16 protein-coding genes are annotated in these 17,310 nt (G+C 60.5%); 10 read left to right on the plus strand and 6 right to left on the minus strand.

Annotation, left to right across the window (positions count from 1 at the left end; genetic code table 11):
- Position 1: 1 nt before the first annotated feature.
- From WB650_RS13200 to WB650_RS13215, 4 genes are all read right to left on the minus strand, one after another.
- Entirely contained in the window at positions 2–1,753 is a 1,752-nt protein-coding gene (locus tag WB650_RS13200) for an ABC transporter ATP-binding protein (RefSeq protein ID WP_422302671.1), read from the minus strand.
- Positions 1,754–1,832: 79 nt separating this feature from the next.
- Positions 1,833–2,594 carry a glycosyltransferase family 2 protein gene (locus tag WB650_RS13205; protein ID WP_422302672.1) on the minus strand — a complete coding sequence of 254 codons (762 nt, stop codon included), beginning with the start codon at positions 2,592–2,594 and terminating at the stop codon, positions 1,833–1,835.
- Positions 2,595–2,605: 11 nt separating this feature from the next.
- Entirely contained in the window at positions 2,606–3,673 is a 1,068-nt protein-coding gene (locus tag WB650_RS13210; RefSeq protein WP_422302674.1) for a P-loop NTPase, read from the minus strand.
- Between the two features lie 115 nt (positions 3,674–3,788).
- Positions 3,789–5,645, minus strand: a complete 1,857-nt coding sequence (locus WB650_RS13215; protein ID WP_423960784.1) for a hypothetical protein — start codon at positions 5,643–5,645, stop codon at positions 3,789–3,791.
- A 140-nt stretch (positions 5,646–5,785) separates the two neighbouring features.
- On the opposite strand from WB650_RS13215, the gene WB650_RS13220 reads away from it, so the two are divergent.
- From WB650_RS13220 to WB650_RS13255, 8 genes are all read left to right on the plus strand, one after another.
- Positions 5,786–6,466, plus strand: a complete 681-nt coding sequence (locus WB650_RS13220) for a TetR/AcrR family transcriptional regulator (protein WP_422300583.1) — start codon at positions 5,786–5,788, stop codon at positions 6,464–6,466.
- Positions 6,467–6,570: 104 nt separating this feature from the next.
- Positions 6,571–8,439, plus strand: coding sequence for a DUF4838 domain-containing protein (locus WB650_RS13225; RefSeq protein WP_423960786.1), 1,869 nt, complete (start codon positions 6,571–6,573; stop codon positions 8,437–8,439).
- Positions 8,439–9,602, plus strand: coding sequence for an acyl-CoA dehydrogenase family protein (locus WB650_RS13230; protein ID WP_422300581.1), 1,164 nt, complete (start codon positions 8,439–8,441; stop codon positions 9,600–9,602). Before WB650_RS13225 ends, WB650_RS13230 begins: the two co-directional genes overlap by 1 nt.
- A gap of 10 nt (positions 9,603–9,612) precedes the next feature.
- On the plus strand, positions 9,613–10,797 hold the full coding sequence (locus WB650_RS13235; protein ID WP_422300580.1) for a CaiB/BaiF CoA transferase family protein: 1,185 nt from the start codon (positions 9,613–9,615) through the stop codon (positions 10,795–10,797).
- 76 nt (positions 10,798–10,873) lie between these two features.
- A complete protein-coding gene (locus tag WB650_RS13240) occupies positions 10,874–12,118 on the plus strand; it encodes a serpin family protein (protein WP_423960788.1) in 1,245 nt (414 codons plus the stop codon).
- A 78-nt stretch (positions 12,119–12,196) separates the two neighbouring features.
- Positions 12,197–12,853 (plus strand): hypothetical protein, encoded by a 657-nt coding sequence (locus WB650_RS13245; RefSeq protein WP_423960789.1) that lies wholly within the window; start codon positions 12,197–12,199, stop codon positions 12,851–12,853.
- Positions 12,854–12,965: 112 nt separating this feature from the next.
- Positions 12,966–13,532 carry a VOC family protein gene (locus tag WB650_RS13250; protein WP_423960791.1) on the plus strand — a complete coding sequence of 189 codons (567 nt, stop codon included), beginning with the start codon at positions 12,966–12,968 and terminating at the stop codon, positions 13,530–13,532.
- Between the two features lie 13 nt (positions 13,533–13,545).
- Positions 13,546–14,223, plus strand: a complete 678-nt coding sequence (locus tag WB650_RS13255; protein ID WP_422304851.1) for a nitroreductase family protein — start codon at positions 13,546–13,548, stop codon at positions 14,221–14,223.
- A gap of 3 nt (positions 14,224–14,226) precedes the next feature.
- On the opposite strand, the gene WB650_RS13260 is transcribed toward WB650_RS13255, so the two are convergent.
- On the minus strand, positions 14,227–14,694 hold the full coding sequence (locus tag WB650_RS13260) for a hypothetical protein (protein WP_422304852.1): 468 nt from the start codon (positions 14,692–14,694) through the stop codon (positions 14,227–14,229).
- A gap of 20 nt (positions 14,695–14,714) precedes the next feature.
- The gene (locus tag WB650_RS13265; protein WP_422304853.1) at positions 14,715–15,440 is read right to left on the minus strand and encodes a dienelactone hydrolase family protein; all 726 of its coding nucleotides are present in this window, start codon (positions 15,438–15,440) and stop codon (positions 14,715–14,717) included.
- Between the two features lie 409 nt (positions 15,441–15,849).
- On the opposite strand from WB650_RS13265, the gene WB650_RS13270 reads away from it, so the two are divergent.
- A complete protein-coding gene (locus WB650_RS13270) occupies positions 15,850–16,551 on the plus strand; it encodes a rhomboid family intramembrane serine protease (protein ID WP_422304854.1) in 702 nt (233 codons plus the stop codon).
- A 140-nt stretch (positions 16,552–16,691) separates the two neighbouring features.
- A partial coding sequence (locus WB650_RS13275; RefSeq protein ID WP_423960794.1) for a DnaB-like helicase N-terminal domain-containing protein occupies positions 16,692–17,310 on the plus strand: 619 nt, incomplete at its 3' end.

Here is a 17,310-nt window from a genome sequence, read left to right on the forward strand (position 1 = left end):
CTCAGTAACGGCTCAATTCCTCTTCGAGCAATTGGCGATGGAACAGCTCCGCATAGATTCCGCGTCGGCCCATCAATTCCTCATGCGTGCCTCGTTCGGCAATCTCGCCGTCTTCGAGTACGACGATCTGATCCGAGTCGCGCACCGTCGACGCGCGATGCGACACCACGATGGTCGTGCGGCCCTCGACACTCTGCTCGAGACTCTCCAGCACCGCCTTCTCGGTTTCGGTATCGACGCTCGACAGCGCGTCGTCCAGCACGACGATCGCCGGATTGTACGCAAGCAGCCGCGCGATCGTCACTCGCTGCTTCTGCCCGCCTGACAGCGCCATTCCGCGCTCGCCGACTATCGTGTCGAGCCCATGCGGCAGCACCGCAATGTCCGGTTCGAGTCCCGCGATGCGCGCGGCGCTGTTGATATCGTCGAGCGACGCGTCGGCCTTGCCGAATGCGACATTGCGCGCGAGCGTGTCGGTAAACAGCGTCGGCTCCTGCGGAACCATTCCCACCGTGCGTCGCAGCGCTGGCAGCGGCATTTCCTCGACATCACGGCCGTCGAGCAAAATTCGTCCTTCGGTCGGTTCCAGCAGCCGCGTGAGCAGCTTGACCATCGTCGATTTTCCCGAGCCGGTGCGGCCGACGATCGCGAGTTTTTCTCCCGCGCCAACTTTGACGTTGATGTTCTTGAGTGCGTACGGGATTTTCCCATTCGCTCCGTTGCTGTTGTTTGCCAGGTAACTGAACGAGACGCCTTTCCACTCGACCGCGCCATTGATCTCGAGCTTGAGGTCCTCGCCCGCGACGCTATCCGCTCCGTGCGAGTTGAAAATCTCATCGAGCCGTTTCATCGAAGCCTTGCCGCGCTGATAGATCGACAGCATCCATCCGAGCGAGATGGTTGGCCACGCAAGCTGCCCCAGGTAACTCAGGAACGCCACCAACGAGCCGAGCGACATGCGCCCGTTTATCACCAGCGAGCCGCCGTAAATCAGCACGATCATCGTCGAGGTCGCCGCCGCGCCGCGAATCATCGGCATCATCGCGCCGCGCGTGCGTGCCAGCGCGAGACCCTGCTCGTTGTAGGAGTCGTTGATTTTGCGGAACAGTCCGGCCTCGTGTTCCTCGAGCGTGTACGCTTTGACGACCGGAATCCCGGCCAGGCTCTCCTGCACCTTCGATCCGATGGCGGCGAGCCCCTCCTGCACTCTCAAACTCCGCATCATCATCGAGCGCATCAGCCAGCGGATCGCGACGAAGAGAACAAAGTAGGGAACGATCGCGAACAGCGTCAGGCGGGGGCTGAGCGAACTCATGAAAATCAGCGCGAGCGCGTACGTCAGAGGAGTATTCGAGATCGACAAGACGAACATCCCGACCATCATGCGAACCGCGGTCAGGTCGTTGATCATGCGCGACATCAGGTCGCCGGTCTTGAAGTTCTGATAGAAGTCGGTGCCGAGCGTGGTCAGATGCTGGAACAAGTCGTTGCGCAGGTCATATTCGATGTCGCGTCCGACGTTGAAGATGACGAAGCGCGAGAACCAGCGGACCGTCCCCAGCATCAGCGCGAAAACGATCATCAGCTCTGCGTAGTGCGCGACCAGGTCGGGGCGATGCTTGTCGGTCGCGTTTATCGCGTCGCGGATGAACAGCGGAATGATCATCGCGAGCGTGGCGTTCGCGAAGGTGCAAGCAATACCGAATACGTAACGCAACCAGTAGCGTCGCGCGTAGGAAAACAGTCGTTTCATGGGCAGTCGCTAAATTATCAGGTCTGCGGCGCGATAGAAGTGGTCAGCGCCACTGTTTTCAACCACACCAGACCAGAACTTAAATTCCGGTGCGTGATTTCAGGCGGCGCTCGTAGAGCTTCGCGTATTTCAGGAACACATAAAAGGCGGCCGTCATCGCTGCGTACAGTCCGCGTCCGCCGTCGCGGAAGCCGCCGCGGATAATATAAAAATTGAAAAATCGCCACGCGGGGTTCGCGATCATCTTGAACGGCGTAAAGGCGTTCGGCTCCTGCTCCATCGCCGCGCGCGAGCTGAAGCGGTTAATCGTCGCGACGTGATCCGAAATATCGCGATAGCTGAAATGCAGAATCGGTTTGTCCAGCCGCTCGACTCGTCCGTCGACTACTACCTTGTCATGCGGGTCGCGACCGCCGATGTGCCCGCGCTTGCGGCGGAACAGGCGCACCGGTGTGTCGGGGTAAATCGCGTGCGAGTAGTAATGCCCTAGGTGATAGAGGATACGTCGAATCCGGTAGCCGTCCACGGCTGACGACGACGACACTGCGCGCAGGATCTCCTCGCCGAGGTCGTGCGTCGCCTGCTCGTCGGCGTCCATCAGCAACACCCAGTCGCCGGTCGCGCGATCGAGCGCCATCTGCTTCTGCATCACGTAGTTGGTGAACTCGTGCTGCACGACGTCGGCGCCGAGGCCGCGCGCAATCTCGACGGTCTTGTCGGTCGAGAACGAGTCGATGATGATTTTCTCGTCGCAGAACCACGCGCTCTTGAGGCATTGCGCGATCAGCGCCTCTTCGTCGCGCGTGATCGTGATCAACGAAATCTTTGGCCGCTCTGACATCCCGTAAAAAGTTAGGACGCGTGCTGCGCTTCGGACCGGTCGAGTCCTTCGATCACTTTGGACGCTATCGACTTGAACGCCGCGCTCACCGAATGTGCCGGGTTGGACGCGACGATCGGACTCGCGTTGTCACCGCCCTCGCGCAGCTCGCGGACCAGTGGCAGCTCGCCGAGGAACGGCACGTTGAGCGATTCTGCCAGGCGCGCGCCGCCGCCATGCGCGAAAATCTCGTGGCGATGGTTACACTTGCGGCACAGGTAATAGCTCATGTTCTCGACCACGCCGAGCACAGGCACGTGAACCTCGTCGAACATCGCCACGCCACGCTTGACGTCGAGCAGCGCAATCTCCTGCGGCGTCGTCACGATCACGCCGCCGTCCAGCGCCACGCGCTGGGTGATAGTCAGTTGCGCGTCTCCCGTGCCGGGGGGCAGGTCGAGGACCAGGCAATCCAGCTCGCCCCACTCGACGTTGAACAGAAATTCCGTCTCGAGCTTGGTGACCATCGGTCCGCGCCAGATGACCGCGGTCTCGTCGTTGATAAACAGCGCCATCGAGATGTAGCGGATCCCATAGCGCTCGAGCGGGATGATGCGCCGCTCGGGCGTGAGCGTCACCGCCTTCTCGACCCCGACCATCATCGCGACGCTCGGCCCGTAGACATCGGCGTCCATCAGGCCGACGCGCCATCCGAGCGCATGCATCGCGAGCGCGAGATTCACCGCGACCGTCGATTTCCCGACTCCGCCCTTGCCGCTGGCAACCGCGACGATGTGCTTGACGCCCGCGATATTGCGCGGCTGCGCGACGCCGGCCGCCGCTCGCGGTGCAGTCGCCGCAGGCTGCTCGAGCTGGACGTTGACTGCAGGCACACCCGCCATCGCAGCCACCGTCGCTTTCACGTCCGCCACGATTTTTTCGACGACTTCGGGTTTCGCCGACGCCATCGTGAGCGACACGGTCACGCCTGCGTACGCTACTTCGATATCCTTGATGATACCGAATGACACGATGTCACGGGTGAAGCCGGGGTATTTTACTTTCTTTAGTTCAGCGAGAATTTCATTGGGGCTCGGCATTGTGGCGGTCGGACCTGTCGATGGTTTCGATTCGGATGCGGCTGCGCTATCAAAGCGTGACGCTCATCTTATCATTCCCCATCCGCGGGAAAAACGACGGTCCGAACGCGTTGGCTCAGCCGAAAATTCCACTTGCTGACGGCAGCTTCTCTGTATGGCCGAGCGCCGGCGGACTCCACGGGACATATACGCCATCCTGCCAGCGCATCCAGCGCAGAGAGGAATCTTCGAGCGGCACCGGGAACTCGTACAGCACCCGCTCGGGGTCACCTTGTGCGTCAAAAGCCTCCACCACTATCGAGAGACCTGGCAGCTGAAAGTGCTGCCCCACCGAAAAGCGGTCATTTTGACTGCGCACAAAACGGCTGAACGCAGTCGGAAAGAATCCACCGAGAAAACGCACTCGCAGCGACCGAGGCCCGACGCGCGTGACCTCGAGAGGACCTCCCGAAGAGAGCGCGCGCAGGTGTCGCGGCATCGGCAGGTTCTCCAGGTGTTTCACGGCCCAAATCGCGGTGACGAGGTAGATGTGGTCGGGTGGGTTAATCAGCACCAGATCCTTGGATGCGATTTGCGGATCGCTTGGAACACTTGCCATCGCGCGCCCCATCCTCGCGCTGACGCTTGCCTGAAAATCGATCCGGGCGATCCCGAGTATCGGAGCCGCGATCAAATGAATTTGAAGAAGGACTAGAGTTGCAGCCCACGCAAATCCCTTCCAGACACGGGGTGCCGAAGCATCGGAAGTGGGAGTGAAAACGAATTGCGTCAGTTGAGCGAGAAGTGCCATCGAGCCCAAGCCGACGAAACCCAACAGGCGATTCTCTGGACCGACGGCGCCAATCGGTATCAACGAAAGCAGCGCACCAAGGGCCCAGAACCGCGCCACTCGATCGCGCATGATCAACGGGATAAACAGAACCGCAACGATCGCGGCGATCGCGAAGCTGAAGACGCTCATATGCAAGGCCGCCGACGTGCCGGGCGCGTAGGCCATGCTCATCTCCGCAGGGATCGGCGTCCACTGTCCCATCAGCAGGAATGCGGCACGCTGGCAAAATGAAACGGCGAAGCCAAACGGATTATGAAGCGGGTCCAGGTAAAAGCCAGAACCCTGCGAACCGAAATTGCCAAGCTTGTAGATCAATGCCCACGCCACTAGCACTCCGCCGTGAGGCAGCAGCCGCATGAGCCTCGCTCGAATACCGTCGCGGTCTACAGTCAGCGCATACGAAAACAGGTATGACGCGGTAGCCAGGCCCATCTCGCCGGCGGATAGCGACAGCGCCAGCATCAACACGCTGAGCCACCGAGTCCCCCGGTCCCCGAACTTTCGCCAGCGAACGAACGCCAGCAGGCTCAGGAATCCAAAGCAGCAGGCAATCAAGGCGTTGCGATTGGCCAGATATTCCGCCGGCACAGCATGCGCGCCGTCGAGCGCGTACATCAGAGCCGCCAGCCCTGCTATCCAGGTGGCACCCAGCACCTCGCGATAGAGAAGCGCGGCCACCAGTACCGCCGCTGACAGCCAGAGCAGACTGTGCAGATGCATCAGGGCGGGATGGTTTGGCCAGAGGCGATAATCGAGCATCATGGTAAGCGTGCTCGCGTATCGTAGAAACGCTTGACGCAGGTCCGGCGAAGCCCACCACGGCAGCGTGCCGGAATCCATCTGCCTCAGGTTGTGCGCTCGATCGATGTATTGGATGAAGGTGTCAATCGGTCTGGCATCGCCGTAACCGAGCAGGGTAACCCGCTGAAAATAATCGTCGAGCTGCCAGCCGGCGGTTAGCGCCGGGAGCATCGCGACGGCCGAGAGGACGGCGACCGCCAGCGGCAGCCGGCGGTCAGCGAGCGCCGTCCTGATGCCGGCTGCACCGCGATCGCGCATCGACGAGGGATTCGATCGCTCCGCCTCGGCCTGAAGCGCCTCTTTGAATTGTTCAGCTGAACTTCGATCCGGACGTTCCATCGACTTTTGCATAATAGTGAAGTCGACTAAATATATATGGCAAACTAAAGTCAACGCAGCAAGTTCACTGCGCCGTCCTGATGAGCTGCGTGCCGGGCCGAGATTCCCTTCGCGACTCTCGATGTGTAATTGATCGGGCGATGGGTTTGCGCGAGGAAAAGAAAGCCGAGCAGCGCCGCGTGATTCTGAATACGGCGGCCGTGCTGTTTCGAAAACGGGGTTACGAAGATACCCGCGTCCGCGACATAGTCGACCGGCTGCGCATCAGCGAGGTCACTTTCTTCAACTATTTTCCCACCAAGGATGCCCTGATCATGGCCTTCGCGGTGGAGATGCTCGAATACTCAATCGCGTCGGTGAAACGCGAACTCGAACGTCACGATTGCAGCGTTCCCGACCGTATTCGCAGCCTGATGCGCCAATGGGCGACGTCGTGGGACTCAGACCCTGAGTTTCATGCGCTGGTTGCGAAGCAATCGAGGATGATGACCGAAGCGAAGGGCATTCTGCGCGAGAGATCTCTTCAACTCTACAAGCAATACGAGCGACTCTTCGCCGAGGGCCAAAAGCGCGGCGAGATTCGCACCGATCATAAGCCGATAGATCTCGCGGAAATGATGGAAGGGATGCTCACACTTATTGCCGGCAACTGGGTTAGCGGATGGTGGGGAGGCAGGTCCGGTTCTCTTGAAAGGCGTTTCATGAATGCGATGGATGTCTTTCTGGAAGGATGCAGCGCGGCAACGTCCGTCAGCTCTCGAGCCTTTCGCGCGCACCGTCGTTTGAAGGGCGCACCGGCAAAAAAAGTCCGGCGAGTCTGATTCCGCGATGACGTCGTCGCTGCGCTACCAAAGCGCGACGCTCATGTTATCATTCCCGAACCGCCGCAAAACGGCGGCCGAACGTATCGGGAGTCCAATCGAGAGTGAGTAAAGAAGGCTCAGCCGTGCCTCGAATCCGCTTCAGCGCCACCGCCGGCGAGGTCGCAATGCTCGCGGCGCGCGATCTGTCGAGCGGGCTCGCGGCGATGCTCGGAACCGAGGTCGAATCCTCCCCGGACGCATCGTTATCGCCAACTGAAATCAGAATCCACCTCGGTAACCCTGCAGCCGCTCCCGCATCACCGATAGCACTCGAGGGCGACAGCTTCGACGTATCGCGCGCCGCCGAATCGATCGTGATTCGCGCCGGAACCGAGCGCGGACTGATTCACGCGGCGTCGAATCTGCTCGAAAAGCTAGGCGCGCAGTTCCCGCCCGGCGTCGCGCCATTGTATCCGCACATCGATTCAGGCCACCTCGCCGCTCTCGAGCCGTGGCGCGTCACTCCGGCATTCAAGCGCCGTGCCTTCATCTCCGACATCATGACCTGGGACTACACCATCCCCGACCGCCTCGAATTGCATTTGCGCCACGACCGCGAATTCATTCCGTGGATGGCGCGCCGAGGCATCAACACCTTCTCCTACATCCGCCACGCGCACGACATGCGTCTTAAGATCGACGAGGTCGCGCCGCTCCTGCGCGAGCACGGAATCGGCGTCGAGTACGGTGGCCACGTCCTGCAACTCCTGTTGCCGCGCGACCTCTTCGCCGATCATCCCGAGTACTTCCCAGCAGGCGACGACGGAGTTCGCGCTGCGCGCGGCAATCTGTGCGTCTCCAATCCCGACGCTGTCGCTCTCGTTCGCGCCGGTGCGCTCGCCTACGTTCGCGATCATCCCGAAAACGAGTTGCTGCATATCTGGGGAGCTGATGTACGGCGCGGCGCGTGGTGCCGATGCGGTCAATGCCGCGAACTGCCGCCGCAGATTCAGTACATGCAAATCGTCAACGCGATCGCCGCTGAGCTCGCAGCCGACTCGAACGCGCCGCCAATCGCCTACCTCGCGTATCACGACACAATCGAAGCGGATCCCGGCCTGAAGCCTCGTGACAACGTGTGGTTCGAATGGGCGCCGCGCGAGCGATGCTATAGTCACGCGATTGACGACCCCGCATGCGAGATCAATCCGCGCTACCTCGAATCGCTGAAACGCTATATCGACATCTTCAACGGTCGCGGCCACGTCTTCGAATACTATGCCGACGCAATCCTCTTCGGCGGCCTGGGTTTCGCGACGCCCGCCGTGATCGCAAGTGATCTGCGCGCGTATCTGCGGTTGGGACTGACGAGCATTTCGTGCCTGACCTTCGGCGCCTACAGCGTGATGGCGTATCCGGTGAATCTCGAGGCATTCGTGCGCGGGTCGGTGAATCCAGCTTTCGAGCCCGAAGCAACCTTGCTCGACACCGCTTGCGGCCGGCATCCGCGATGCGCCTCCGAGATGACCGCCGCGTATCGCGCGGTCGAGCGCGCGTCGAAGCTGTGCCTCGACTATGCCGACGTAATGAGCCCGCTGATGCCGTCAGACAAGGCTGCGCGCAAGCGCGGCGAGCTTCAGGAGGCGGCGCTGACATTCAACGAGGCGATCGCGGCGGCCGATCAGATCGCGTCGAGCGCCGACACTCGCCTCGCCGATGCTGAGAAGGAACTCTGGCGCTACAGCAGCGACGTGCTCGCGGGCTTGTCCGACTACCTCGGAGCGCTACAGCAGACGGGGGTGCATCGCCAGATATGGGGCGCAGCTGCGATCACGCGCGTCACCGAGGCTATCGCGCACATTCGCGCGATCGATCCCGAAATCAAAGGGACTTGGGGCGCGTACGACCTCGAATGGATTCGCGAGATGTGGATCCGCGCGTTGCAGCGCGGGCTCGATGGGGACGGAAAACCGGCGGAGGAATTATTTTGATGGACGCTGACAACGGATTCGCACTGTCGCCGGAATTGCGCGCGCTCCGCGACCAGGTCGGGAAAATCATCCGCGAGGAAATTATTCCGATCGAAGCGCGATGCGATCCCGACGCCGCCGAAATTCCCGAGGACGACTACTGGCGAATCGCGCGCAAGAATCAAGCGGCCGGCCTATGGTGCATGGGTGCGCCGCGCGAATATGGCGGCGGCGGACTGGGCACCTTCGACATGTGCGTGCTGACCGAAGAAATGGCGCAGCATCGCATGGGCCTCTACAACCCGGGATGCGGCGTCTTCGGGCGCACGCCGCCGCCCGTGATTTACGCGGGCACCGAGGAGCAGAAGCGCGCCTATGCCGGCGGCACGATCAAGAATGCGTGGCACACGTTTTTCGCGATCACGGAACCGTCGGGCGGCTCCGATCCGGCCGGTGCGATCCAGTGCAAGGCGGTTCGTCAGGGCGACACCTACGTCCTTAACGGCACCAAGATTTTTATTTCGCATGCGCACGAGGCAGAGTGGGGCGTCGTCTTCACCCGCACCGACGCCAAGGCGGGGCGCAAGGGAATCACCTGCTTCATTATCAAGAAAGGCACGCCGGGATTCACTGCGCGGCCGTTTCGAACGCTGCGCACCTCGGCGCTCCCGAACGAAGTGCATTTCGAAGATTGCGTCGTGCCCTTGGAGCAGCGCCTCGGCCCTGAGGGCGAAGGCCTGAATCTTTGTCTCGATCTGCTGACGCGCCTGCGCTTTCCATACTCAGCGTGCAACGTCGGCGTGGGAGTGGCTGCTCTCCGGATGGCGATCAATCACGCCAAGCAACGCAGCACGTTCGGCGAGCTGCTCTCGAAGCGGCAGGCTATTCAGTGGATGCTCGCGGATTCGGAGGTCGAGCTTCGAGCGGCGCGATGGCTGACGTGGGAGGGCGCGTGGAAGGCCGATCGCGGCGAGGACTTTCGCACCGAAGCGTCGATCGCCAAGCTCTATTCGAGCGAGGTGCTGGGGCGCGTGGTCGATCGCGCCGTTCAGATTCATGGCGGCTACGGCGTCAGCAAGGAGTTCCCGATCGAGCGATGGTATCGCGAGGCGCGTATCCGCCGAATCGGCGAAGGTCCCAGCGAGGTGCATCGGATGGTGATCGCGCGGTCGCTGTTGCGATGAGGTAGCAACGATGAGTCTGCCGCTCGATGGAATCCGCGTGATCGATCTCGGACAGGTGTACGCGGCGCCGTACTGCACACTGCAACTGGCCGCGATGGGCGCCGATATCATCAAGATCGAGCCTCCAGTGACCGGCGAAGTGTTGCGTCGTCCGGAGTTGCCGCCGGGCGGCGCCGGCTACTCGTTCCTGATGCTCAACGCGAACAAGCGCTCGGTGACGATCAACCTGAAGAAGCCCCGCGGGCAGGAAATCCTGCTCAAGCTGCTCGAGGACGCCGACGTGCTTGTCGAAAATTATCTCGACGGCGTGATGGAGTCGTTCGGCCTCGCCTACGATCAAATCGCCGAAAGGTTTCCGCGGCTGATTTATGCGTCGGGCAAAGGCTATGGCTCTGACAGCCGGTACGCGAAGCTCGGCTCGATGGACAACACGATCCAGGCGTCGTCGGGATTCATCAGTGTCACCGGATTCCCTGAGCATCCGGTGAAAACCTCGGCCACCTTTATCGACATGGGCACCGGCAGCCATTTGGTGAGCGGGATTCTGGCCGCGCTGATCCATCGAGGGAAAACGGGCCGCGGGCAGCATGTCGAGGTCGCGATGCTCGATGTCGCGATTCCCGCGTTGACCAGCGCCGTTGCTCCTGCTCTGCAGGGGATGAAGTTCAAGCGGCTGGGGAATCGTCATTGGGGTGCGTGTCCGACCAACATCTATCCCGCGCGCGATGGCGAAATCCTGATCTTCTGCCTGACGGAAGCACATTGGCGCACGCTGGCAAAATTAATGGGGCACGAAGAGCTAATCGACGACCCGCGATGCAAAAATCACGGCGCGCGCCTGAGGATCGCCGACGAACTCGACGCACTCGTCTCCGAATGGACCTGCGCACAAGCGCGCGACGCGATGGTTGAAGGCCTGATCGAGGCAGGCATACCTTGCGCGCCAGTGCGCACGGTCGAGGAAGTGATCGCCGACCCTGAAATCGCAAATCGTCGAATGCTAATCGATAGCGACTATCCAACTCGCGGGAAGATCCGCGTCGCCGGCACTCCCATCAAGATGTCCGCCGCGCCCGAAGGCGATAGGCCGATAAGACGCCCGCCAGAACTAGGCGAACACAACGCCGAAGTACTCGCGTCGATCGGGATCGGTGCAGATGAGCTCGAAGCCCTGAAGCGCGATGGAGTTGTTTGAGCGGATGCGCGACGCAAGGAACGAGGGGGGACCTCGATCATAGTTTGAGATGGGAGTGCCGGGTTACATCCGCAAGTTGGCAGGGGCCGCACTGTTGCTTGCATCGATTGCGATCTTTTCCGACCTCGCGAAATGGGCACGCGCGGAGGTCCCGGCACCCAATCCGGCGGTTACCAGGCGAGTCGCTTCGGCGACAGATGATTTCGGCTTTCGGCTGCTGAAAGTACTGGCCAAAGATCCAAAGCAAAATACGATCATATCGCCGCTGGGCATCGCGATGGCGCTCGCGATGGCTTACAACGGCGCGGCCGGCGCTACAAAGAAGGAGATGGCGAAAACGCTCGGTCTGGGATCGCTTAGCGACGACGACATCAATCGCGCCAATCACAGCCTGATGCTGGCCCTCGCAAAGGCGGATCCCGCGGCGCAGCTTGAGATTGCCAATGCGCTCTGGGTACAGAAGGACTTTCCAATCAACCCCGATTTTCGCAAGGTGTGCCAATCCTTCTACGATGCCAGCGCTGCGAACCTGGATTTCATCCGCGATCCGAAAGGCGCCGTGGCGGAAATCAACTTCTGGGTCGACAAAAATACCCATCACCGGATTCCCGCCATAGTCGCGGAGATTGATCCTGCTACTAGGCTGATACTGACCGACGCGGTTCATTTCAAAGGCGCTTGGTCGTCGAAGTTCGAGGGAAGAGATACGCGGCCTCGACCGTTTCATCTTCTGAGCGGCGATTCCCGCAATACCGCGATGATGGAACAAACAAGTGATTTCCTTTACCTCGAGAATAAGGACTTTCAGGCTATTCGCCTGCCTTACGGCAATGAGCGTTATGCTATGTACGTGTTTCTTCCGCGCAAGCCGGGGGGATTACCTGATTTTCTGCGTTCGCTCGATCAGAAGCATTGGAAGCAGTGGACAGGACGGTTCGCATCGCGGACCACGAACATCATCCTGCCCAAGTTCGAAACGGCCTATAGCGAGCAGCTCAACGACGTCTTGAACGAAATGGGAATGAAGTTGGCGTTCGATTCGAGCAGAGCCGATTTTTCACGGATTCCGCTCAACCCAACTCCAGGAAACGCACTGTACATCAGCAGGGTTAAGCATAAGACGTGGATAAAGGTCGACGAGGAAGGAACCGAAGCTGGCGCGGCTACCTCACTCGAATTTGAGCTGTTGGCTAGGATTGGCACATCGAATGTGATGATAGTGGATCATCCGTTCTTCTTCGCGATCACTGAGAAGCAATCAGGTGCGCTCCTCTTTGCCGGCGTTGTGATGGATCCGACGTTGACCGGCGGTGCACAATGATGTCCGACAGGCGCGAGGGAGTTGTCTGAGCGGATGCGGGTTGCGCAATTGGTTGTGGGGCGGGGTGGAGGTCTTCGGGTGGCGATTCCGCGCATTGCGATAGTCGTGCTCGCGCTGATCGCGTCCGGTGCGATCGTCGGTTGCGCCACGCAATCGACCTCTCCGGAGAACAACACTGGCACCGCGGCTGAGGTTGGGAAGCCGCTCGAGCTATCGTCGTCGCAATTCGCGGCCGACATGGTCACGCCCACCGGAATTCGCGTCAAGACTAACGGGCAGTATAAGACCGACGCGTCGAAGAAGGCTGCTGCCGATGCGATCGATCGTTACTGGGGTGAGGTGCGCGCTTGTGCGGTTGGTGTCGAGCCTCCGAACGATAACGATGTCAGCGGCCTGATTGAGGAGTTCCCGCGCCATCTTGCGGTTGAGATCGCCAACAACTGGAAGGTGGTCGAAGGCCCGACGACTCATCGGAAGATGCAGGCGTTTCCCTCGATCGCGCATCCGGGCACATGGTCGACGGCGCGCCGTCAGGAGGACGCACTCTACATCGTAGTTGTGCCGGAACTTAACGGGCTCGGGCCCCAGATGGTCAATCAACTGAACCTGTGGATTAGCAAGAATGCGAGCGTGCCGCCGACTGCGGACTTGGTGAAGGCATGCGCGACGATGCCGTGCCTTCGATTCAACTATAACAATCTGCCGTCGCAGGCCTGGAACGAGTGTGAGGAATGAATCAGTTCATTGCAGTAGCACCGAACAGCTGCCTTGAACGATCGTTCTGGAGGGTTTGGAACTATCTATTTTGCCGTGTTATTAGATGGTCAACGGGACAGGAGGCGCGGCTATGAAACGCACGGGCATCCATCACCTGGGGTTGGCAACTCTCGACATCGATCGCACGGTCGAGTTCTACACCACGAAACTGGGCTGGGAAGTTGCGTGGGCGGATATCATCGAGACAAGCGGTGAGGGCAAGATCAAGCACGTCTTCCTCAACACCGGCGATGGCAGCCTGGTCGCGTTTATGTGCCCCGAAAAAGTGGCGGGCGTGCCTACAGAGTGGGCGACCGATATAAACAGCGCGCAGGGATTGCCCGGCGCGTTCTACCATTTCGCGTTCCATTGCGACGACCTGAAAGAGCTCGAGGCCAAGCGCGAGCAACTGATCGGCAAGGGTGTCGATGTGACGCCGGTGGTGGACCATGAATGGTGCCGCTCGATCTACTTCCGCGATCCTAACGGGCTGTTGCTTGAATATTGCACCACCGTCCGCGCGTTCACCCAGGAAGACAAGGTGATGCGGCATCACGACCAGCCGGGACCGATGGTGAGCGATCCCGAGGACGCGAAGAAAGTCTACAAGATGCTGATGGGGCCGCAGTCCGCGAAAACGAATCGCACGCCCGTCTGAGGAGTTCTGACTAATGGAAATCGGACTTTTCGAGGCAATTTACTCGGCGCGATCTCTCCGGCGCTTCAAGCCGGACCCGGTTCCCGACGAAGTGATCACCAAAGTGCTCGATGCAGCGATTCGCGCGCCGTCGGGCAGCAATCAACAGAGTTGGGAGTTCGTGGTTATCAAGGATGCGGGCCAGCGAAAAAAGATTGGCGCCGTGTATCAAAAGGGCGGCGCGATTCTGAAGGCGCTCTACACTGACCGCGTCAAGCCCGAGCACATGAGCGAGGACACTTACAAAAAGCTCATGGCGTCGGCCTACTACCTGATTGATCACATGGCCGATGCTCCCGTGCTGCTGCTCGCATGCCTGAAGCAGGTTCCGATGGCGGGTCCGCCGCCCAAGCTTCCACCCGAAGTAGCCGCGGCGATGAAGAGCCAGGCGCGAATCTCGGGTTCGAGTATCTACCCCGCCGTGCAGAATATTATTCTCGCGTGCCGCGGACTGGGACTCGGCACTGTCCTGACTACCATTCACACGTTCTTCGAGGACGAGGTGAAGGAGATACTGGGACTGCCGCCGGAAGTGATGACCTACGCGCTGATGCCGATCGGATATCCGCAAGGAAAATTCGGACCGATCAAGCGGCGGCCGGTGAGCGAGGTCGCCTACCTGGACAAGTACGGTCAGCACTGGAAGGGTTGAGCATCAGTCGGGTTCCTTTTTCAGATCTTCGGTGACCTTGCCGGCGAAGTGGCGGACCTGGGCGTGTTGCGACATCAATGACGCGAGTATCGCGGGGTCGGGCTTGCCGTTGAGACGGTACTCGTCGGCGGCGTGCGCGAACTTCTCGTACGCGTTCAGCAGCTTCACGAAATCTCGATGCGACGGGCGCGACGCCTCGCGAGGGGTCGAGGACGAGAACGCGTTGGCCTTGTTGAAGGCGTAATAGAATTCACCCATCTCCTCGGACGACAGTTGGCGATCGTCGAGCTTGAAAAAAGTGCGGCAGTAGTCTGCGAGCTTGTCGGACATATCGGACAGCAGCGATACGTTCGCGGCCATCGTGCGGCGATAGTCGGAGGAATAGCATCCGCCGGCTCCGATGACGGCTAGCGCCGCGAGCGCAAGAAAGAAAGCGGGCCGGCGCGGACCGGCCCGCTGTATCGATTTCAACAAAATACAACCACGCAGGTTTAGCCAAGATATTCTTTGAAGAACGCGATGGTTCGTGCCCACGCCTCTTTTGAATGAACGGGATGGAACGACGGGCGATCGTCGCACATGAAGCCGTGGTCGGCGTCGGGATAGAAAACTACCTCGGCCGGCTTGCCGGCCTTCTTCAGCGCGTCGCGAAATTCGTCCACTTCGGTAATCGGAATGAACGCGTCCTTGCCGCCGAAGAACGCCAGCACCGGGCCCTTGAGACCGTCGACGTATTCGATTGGCGGCTTGACTCCCGGCTGCCGCGACTTGACGATCCCGCCGCCATAGTACGGCGCGGTGGCTCTGACAGCGGGGTTGCGGCACGCGGTCATGAAGGCGACGCGTCCACCCATGCAGAATCCAGTGGTGCCGACCGCGGGCTTTGCTTCCTTTATTGCTTTGAGGTGATCGATCGTGGCGCCCATATCGGCGACGACCTGATCGTCGCTGACCGAGCCCATCAGGCGAAAAGCGCCGGGCAGATCGTTGTAGCCGACGACGTTGTTGGGCTGCCGAAAATAAAGATTGGGAGAGATGGCGACGAAACCTTCAGATGCGAATTGATTGGTGATGCGCTTGATCTGATCGTTGAGGCCGAACGCTTCCATCACGACCACAATCGCAGGATAGGGACCACCGGACGCCGGCCGCGCGAGATGCGCGGGCATCTTTTCGGCGCCGGTGCGAATCGATACTTCGCTTGAAACTACTTCCATAAACGAAACCTCCGTTAGAAGATTCGCGTCCGCGAATCAGCGGGTCGCGATCGCGGCCGCGTTTGAGGAAGATAAGCGACCCGTCGATCTTTCTCGCATACAACGAGGTTCCGCTCAAGCACGAAAGTGTGAATCGATTCGGCGGCAGCCTGCGGCCCTATTGCTCGAGGCAGAAAATCCCTTCCCCCTATGGAGCAGACACCAAACGATCGCCGCCGGCTCGACGCTCGGCAGCGGCATCTGGCAACACGCCGACGGCAGCTACGTCACCGAGTTCGGACCGGCTGTATGGACGGGCTCTTTTTCACCGGCGCGCTTGCGATAGGCGGACCGTCTCGCGCACGCCTGCCCCGCGCCGGTAGTATTGCTCGGCCGGTCGATCAAATCCGCGCGCCGGCCTGAATTCCCGATGATCCCGCTTCGCGATAATGCCGCGCCGCGTCGCCTGACGCCGATCAACCTCGCACTTATCGCCGCGAATATCGCGGTGTTCATCTACGAGCTGTCGCTCGGACCGCGTCTGGCGATTTTCGCCGAGCGATTCGCGCTGGTACCGGCCGCTGTGACGCGTGCGCTCTCCAGCAACTCGCATCCTGCACCGAACTCGCTGGCGCCGTTGATTACGCTGGTCACGTCGATGTTCATCCACGGCGGTTTCTGGCACATCGCGGGCAACATGCTCTACCTGTTCATTTTCGGCGCGGCGGTCGAGTATCGGATGGGATCGATGCGGTACCTGATTTTTTATTTCGCCGCGGGAATCGCCGCGGCTCTCGCGACAGTGTGGATCGCGCCCGAATCGAGCGTCCCGGTCATCGGCGCGAGCGGCGCGATTGCCGGCGTGCTCGGCGCGTACTTCATCTTCTACCCGCGCGGACGCATCCTGACGATCCTGCCGATTTTTATCTTCATCCAGTTCGTCGAGATTCCCGCGGTCATCTACCTCTTGTTCTGGTTCGCCATCCAGCTTTACGCGGGACTTCAAGAAGGGGGCAGGGCGGGCGCGGTGGGAGGCGTGGCGTGGTGGGCGCACGTCGGAGGATTCATGTTCGGCATCGGGACGGCGCCGATGCTCGCGATAAATCGTCCGCCGCGGCGCCGCTCGCGGTAGCCCGTTCCTTCATCAAATGTGGACAGAGTGGACAACCGTTGGCTCGCGGCGGGTGTACTAGTTGTATGCATTGAAGCTATCGGAAATAATTTGCGCTCCTGAAATTGAGAGCGCGTGGTGGTTGAGGAGGTAGTGGGCAGGTGGCGGTGTCGTCAGACGATATTCTAAAGCGCGTTCCTCCGCAAAATCTCGAAGCAGAACAGTCGGTGCTGGGCGCAATCCTGCTCGACAACGACGCGATTAATAATTCGCTCGAAATTCTTTCGGACGACGATTTCTATCGCGAATCGCATCGCCAGATCTTCCGCGCGATGGCCGAGCTTACCGACCACAGCCAGCCGGTCGACGCGATCACGCTGACCGACGCGCTGCGCACGCGCGGCGTGCTCGAGCAGATAGGCGGCCCGGCGTACATCGCGGAGCTGGCGTCTATCGTCCCGACTGCCGCGAACGTCGCGCACTACGCGCGAATCGTGCACGACAAGGCCGTTCTGCGCAGCCTCGGCTCGATCGCGACCGACATCGCGAGCTCGTCGTACGAGGCACCGGCGGACGTGGACGGCTTTCTGGACGAAGCCGAGCATCGCATCTTCGAGATTTCCGAGAAGCGGATTAAGCCGTCGTTCCACACGATGCCGGAGCTGACGCGCGAGTCGCTGAAGATCCTCGAGCGGCTGTACGAAAACCGCGAGATGATCACCGGCGTGCCGAGCGGCTTCATCGATCTCGATCGAATCACGGCGGGCTTTCAGCCGTCGG

The organism is Binatus sp. (SeqCode) (assembly GCF_049584895.1).
Classification (GTDB): Bacteria; Desulfobacterota; Binatia; order Binatales; family Binataceae; genus Binatus.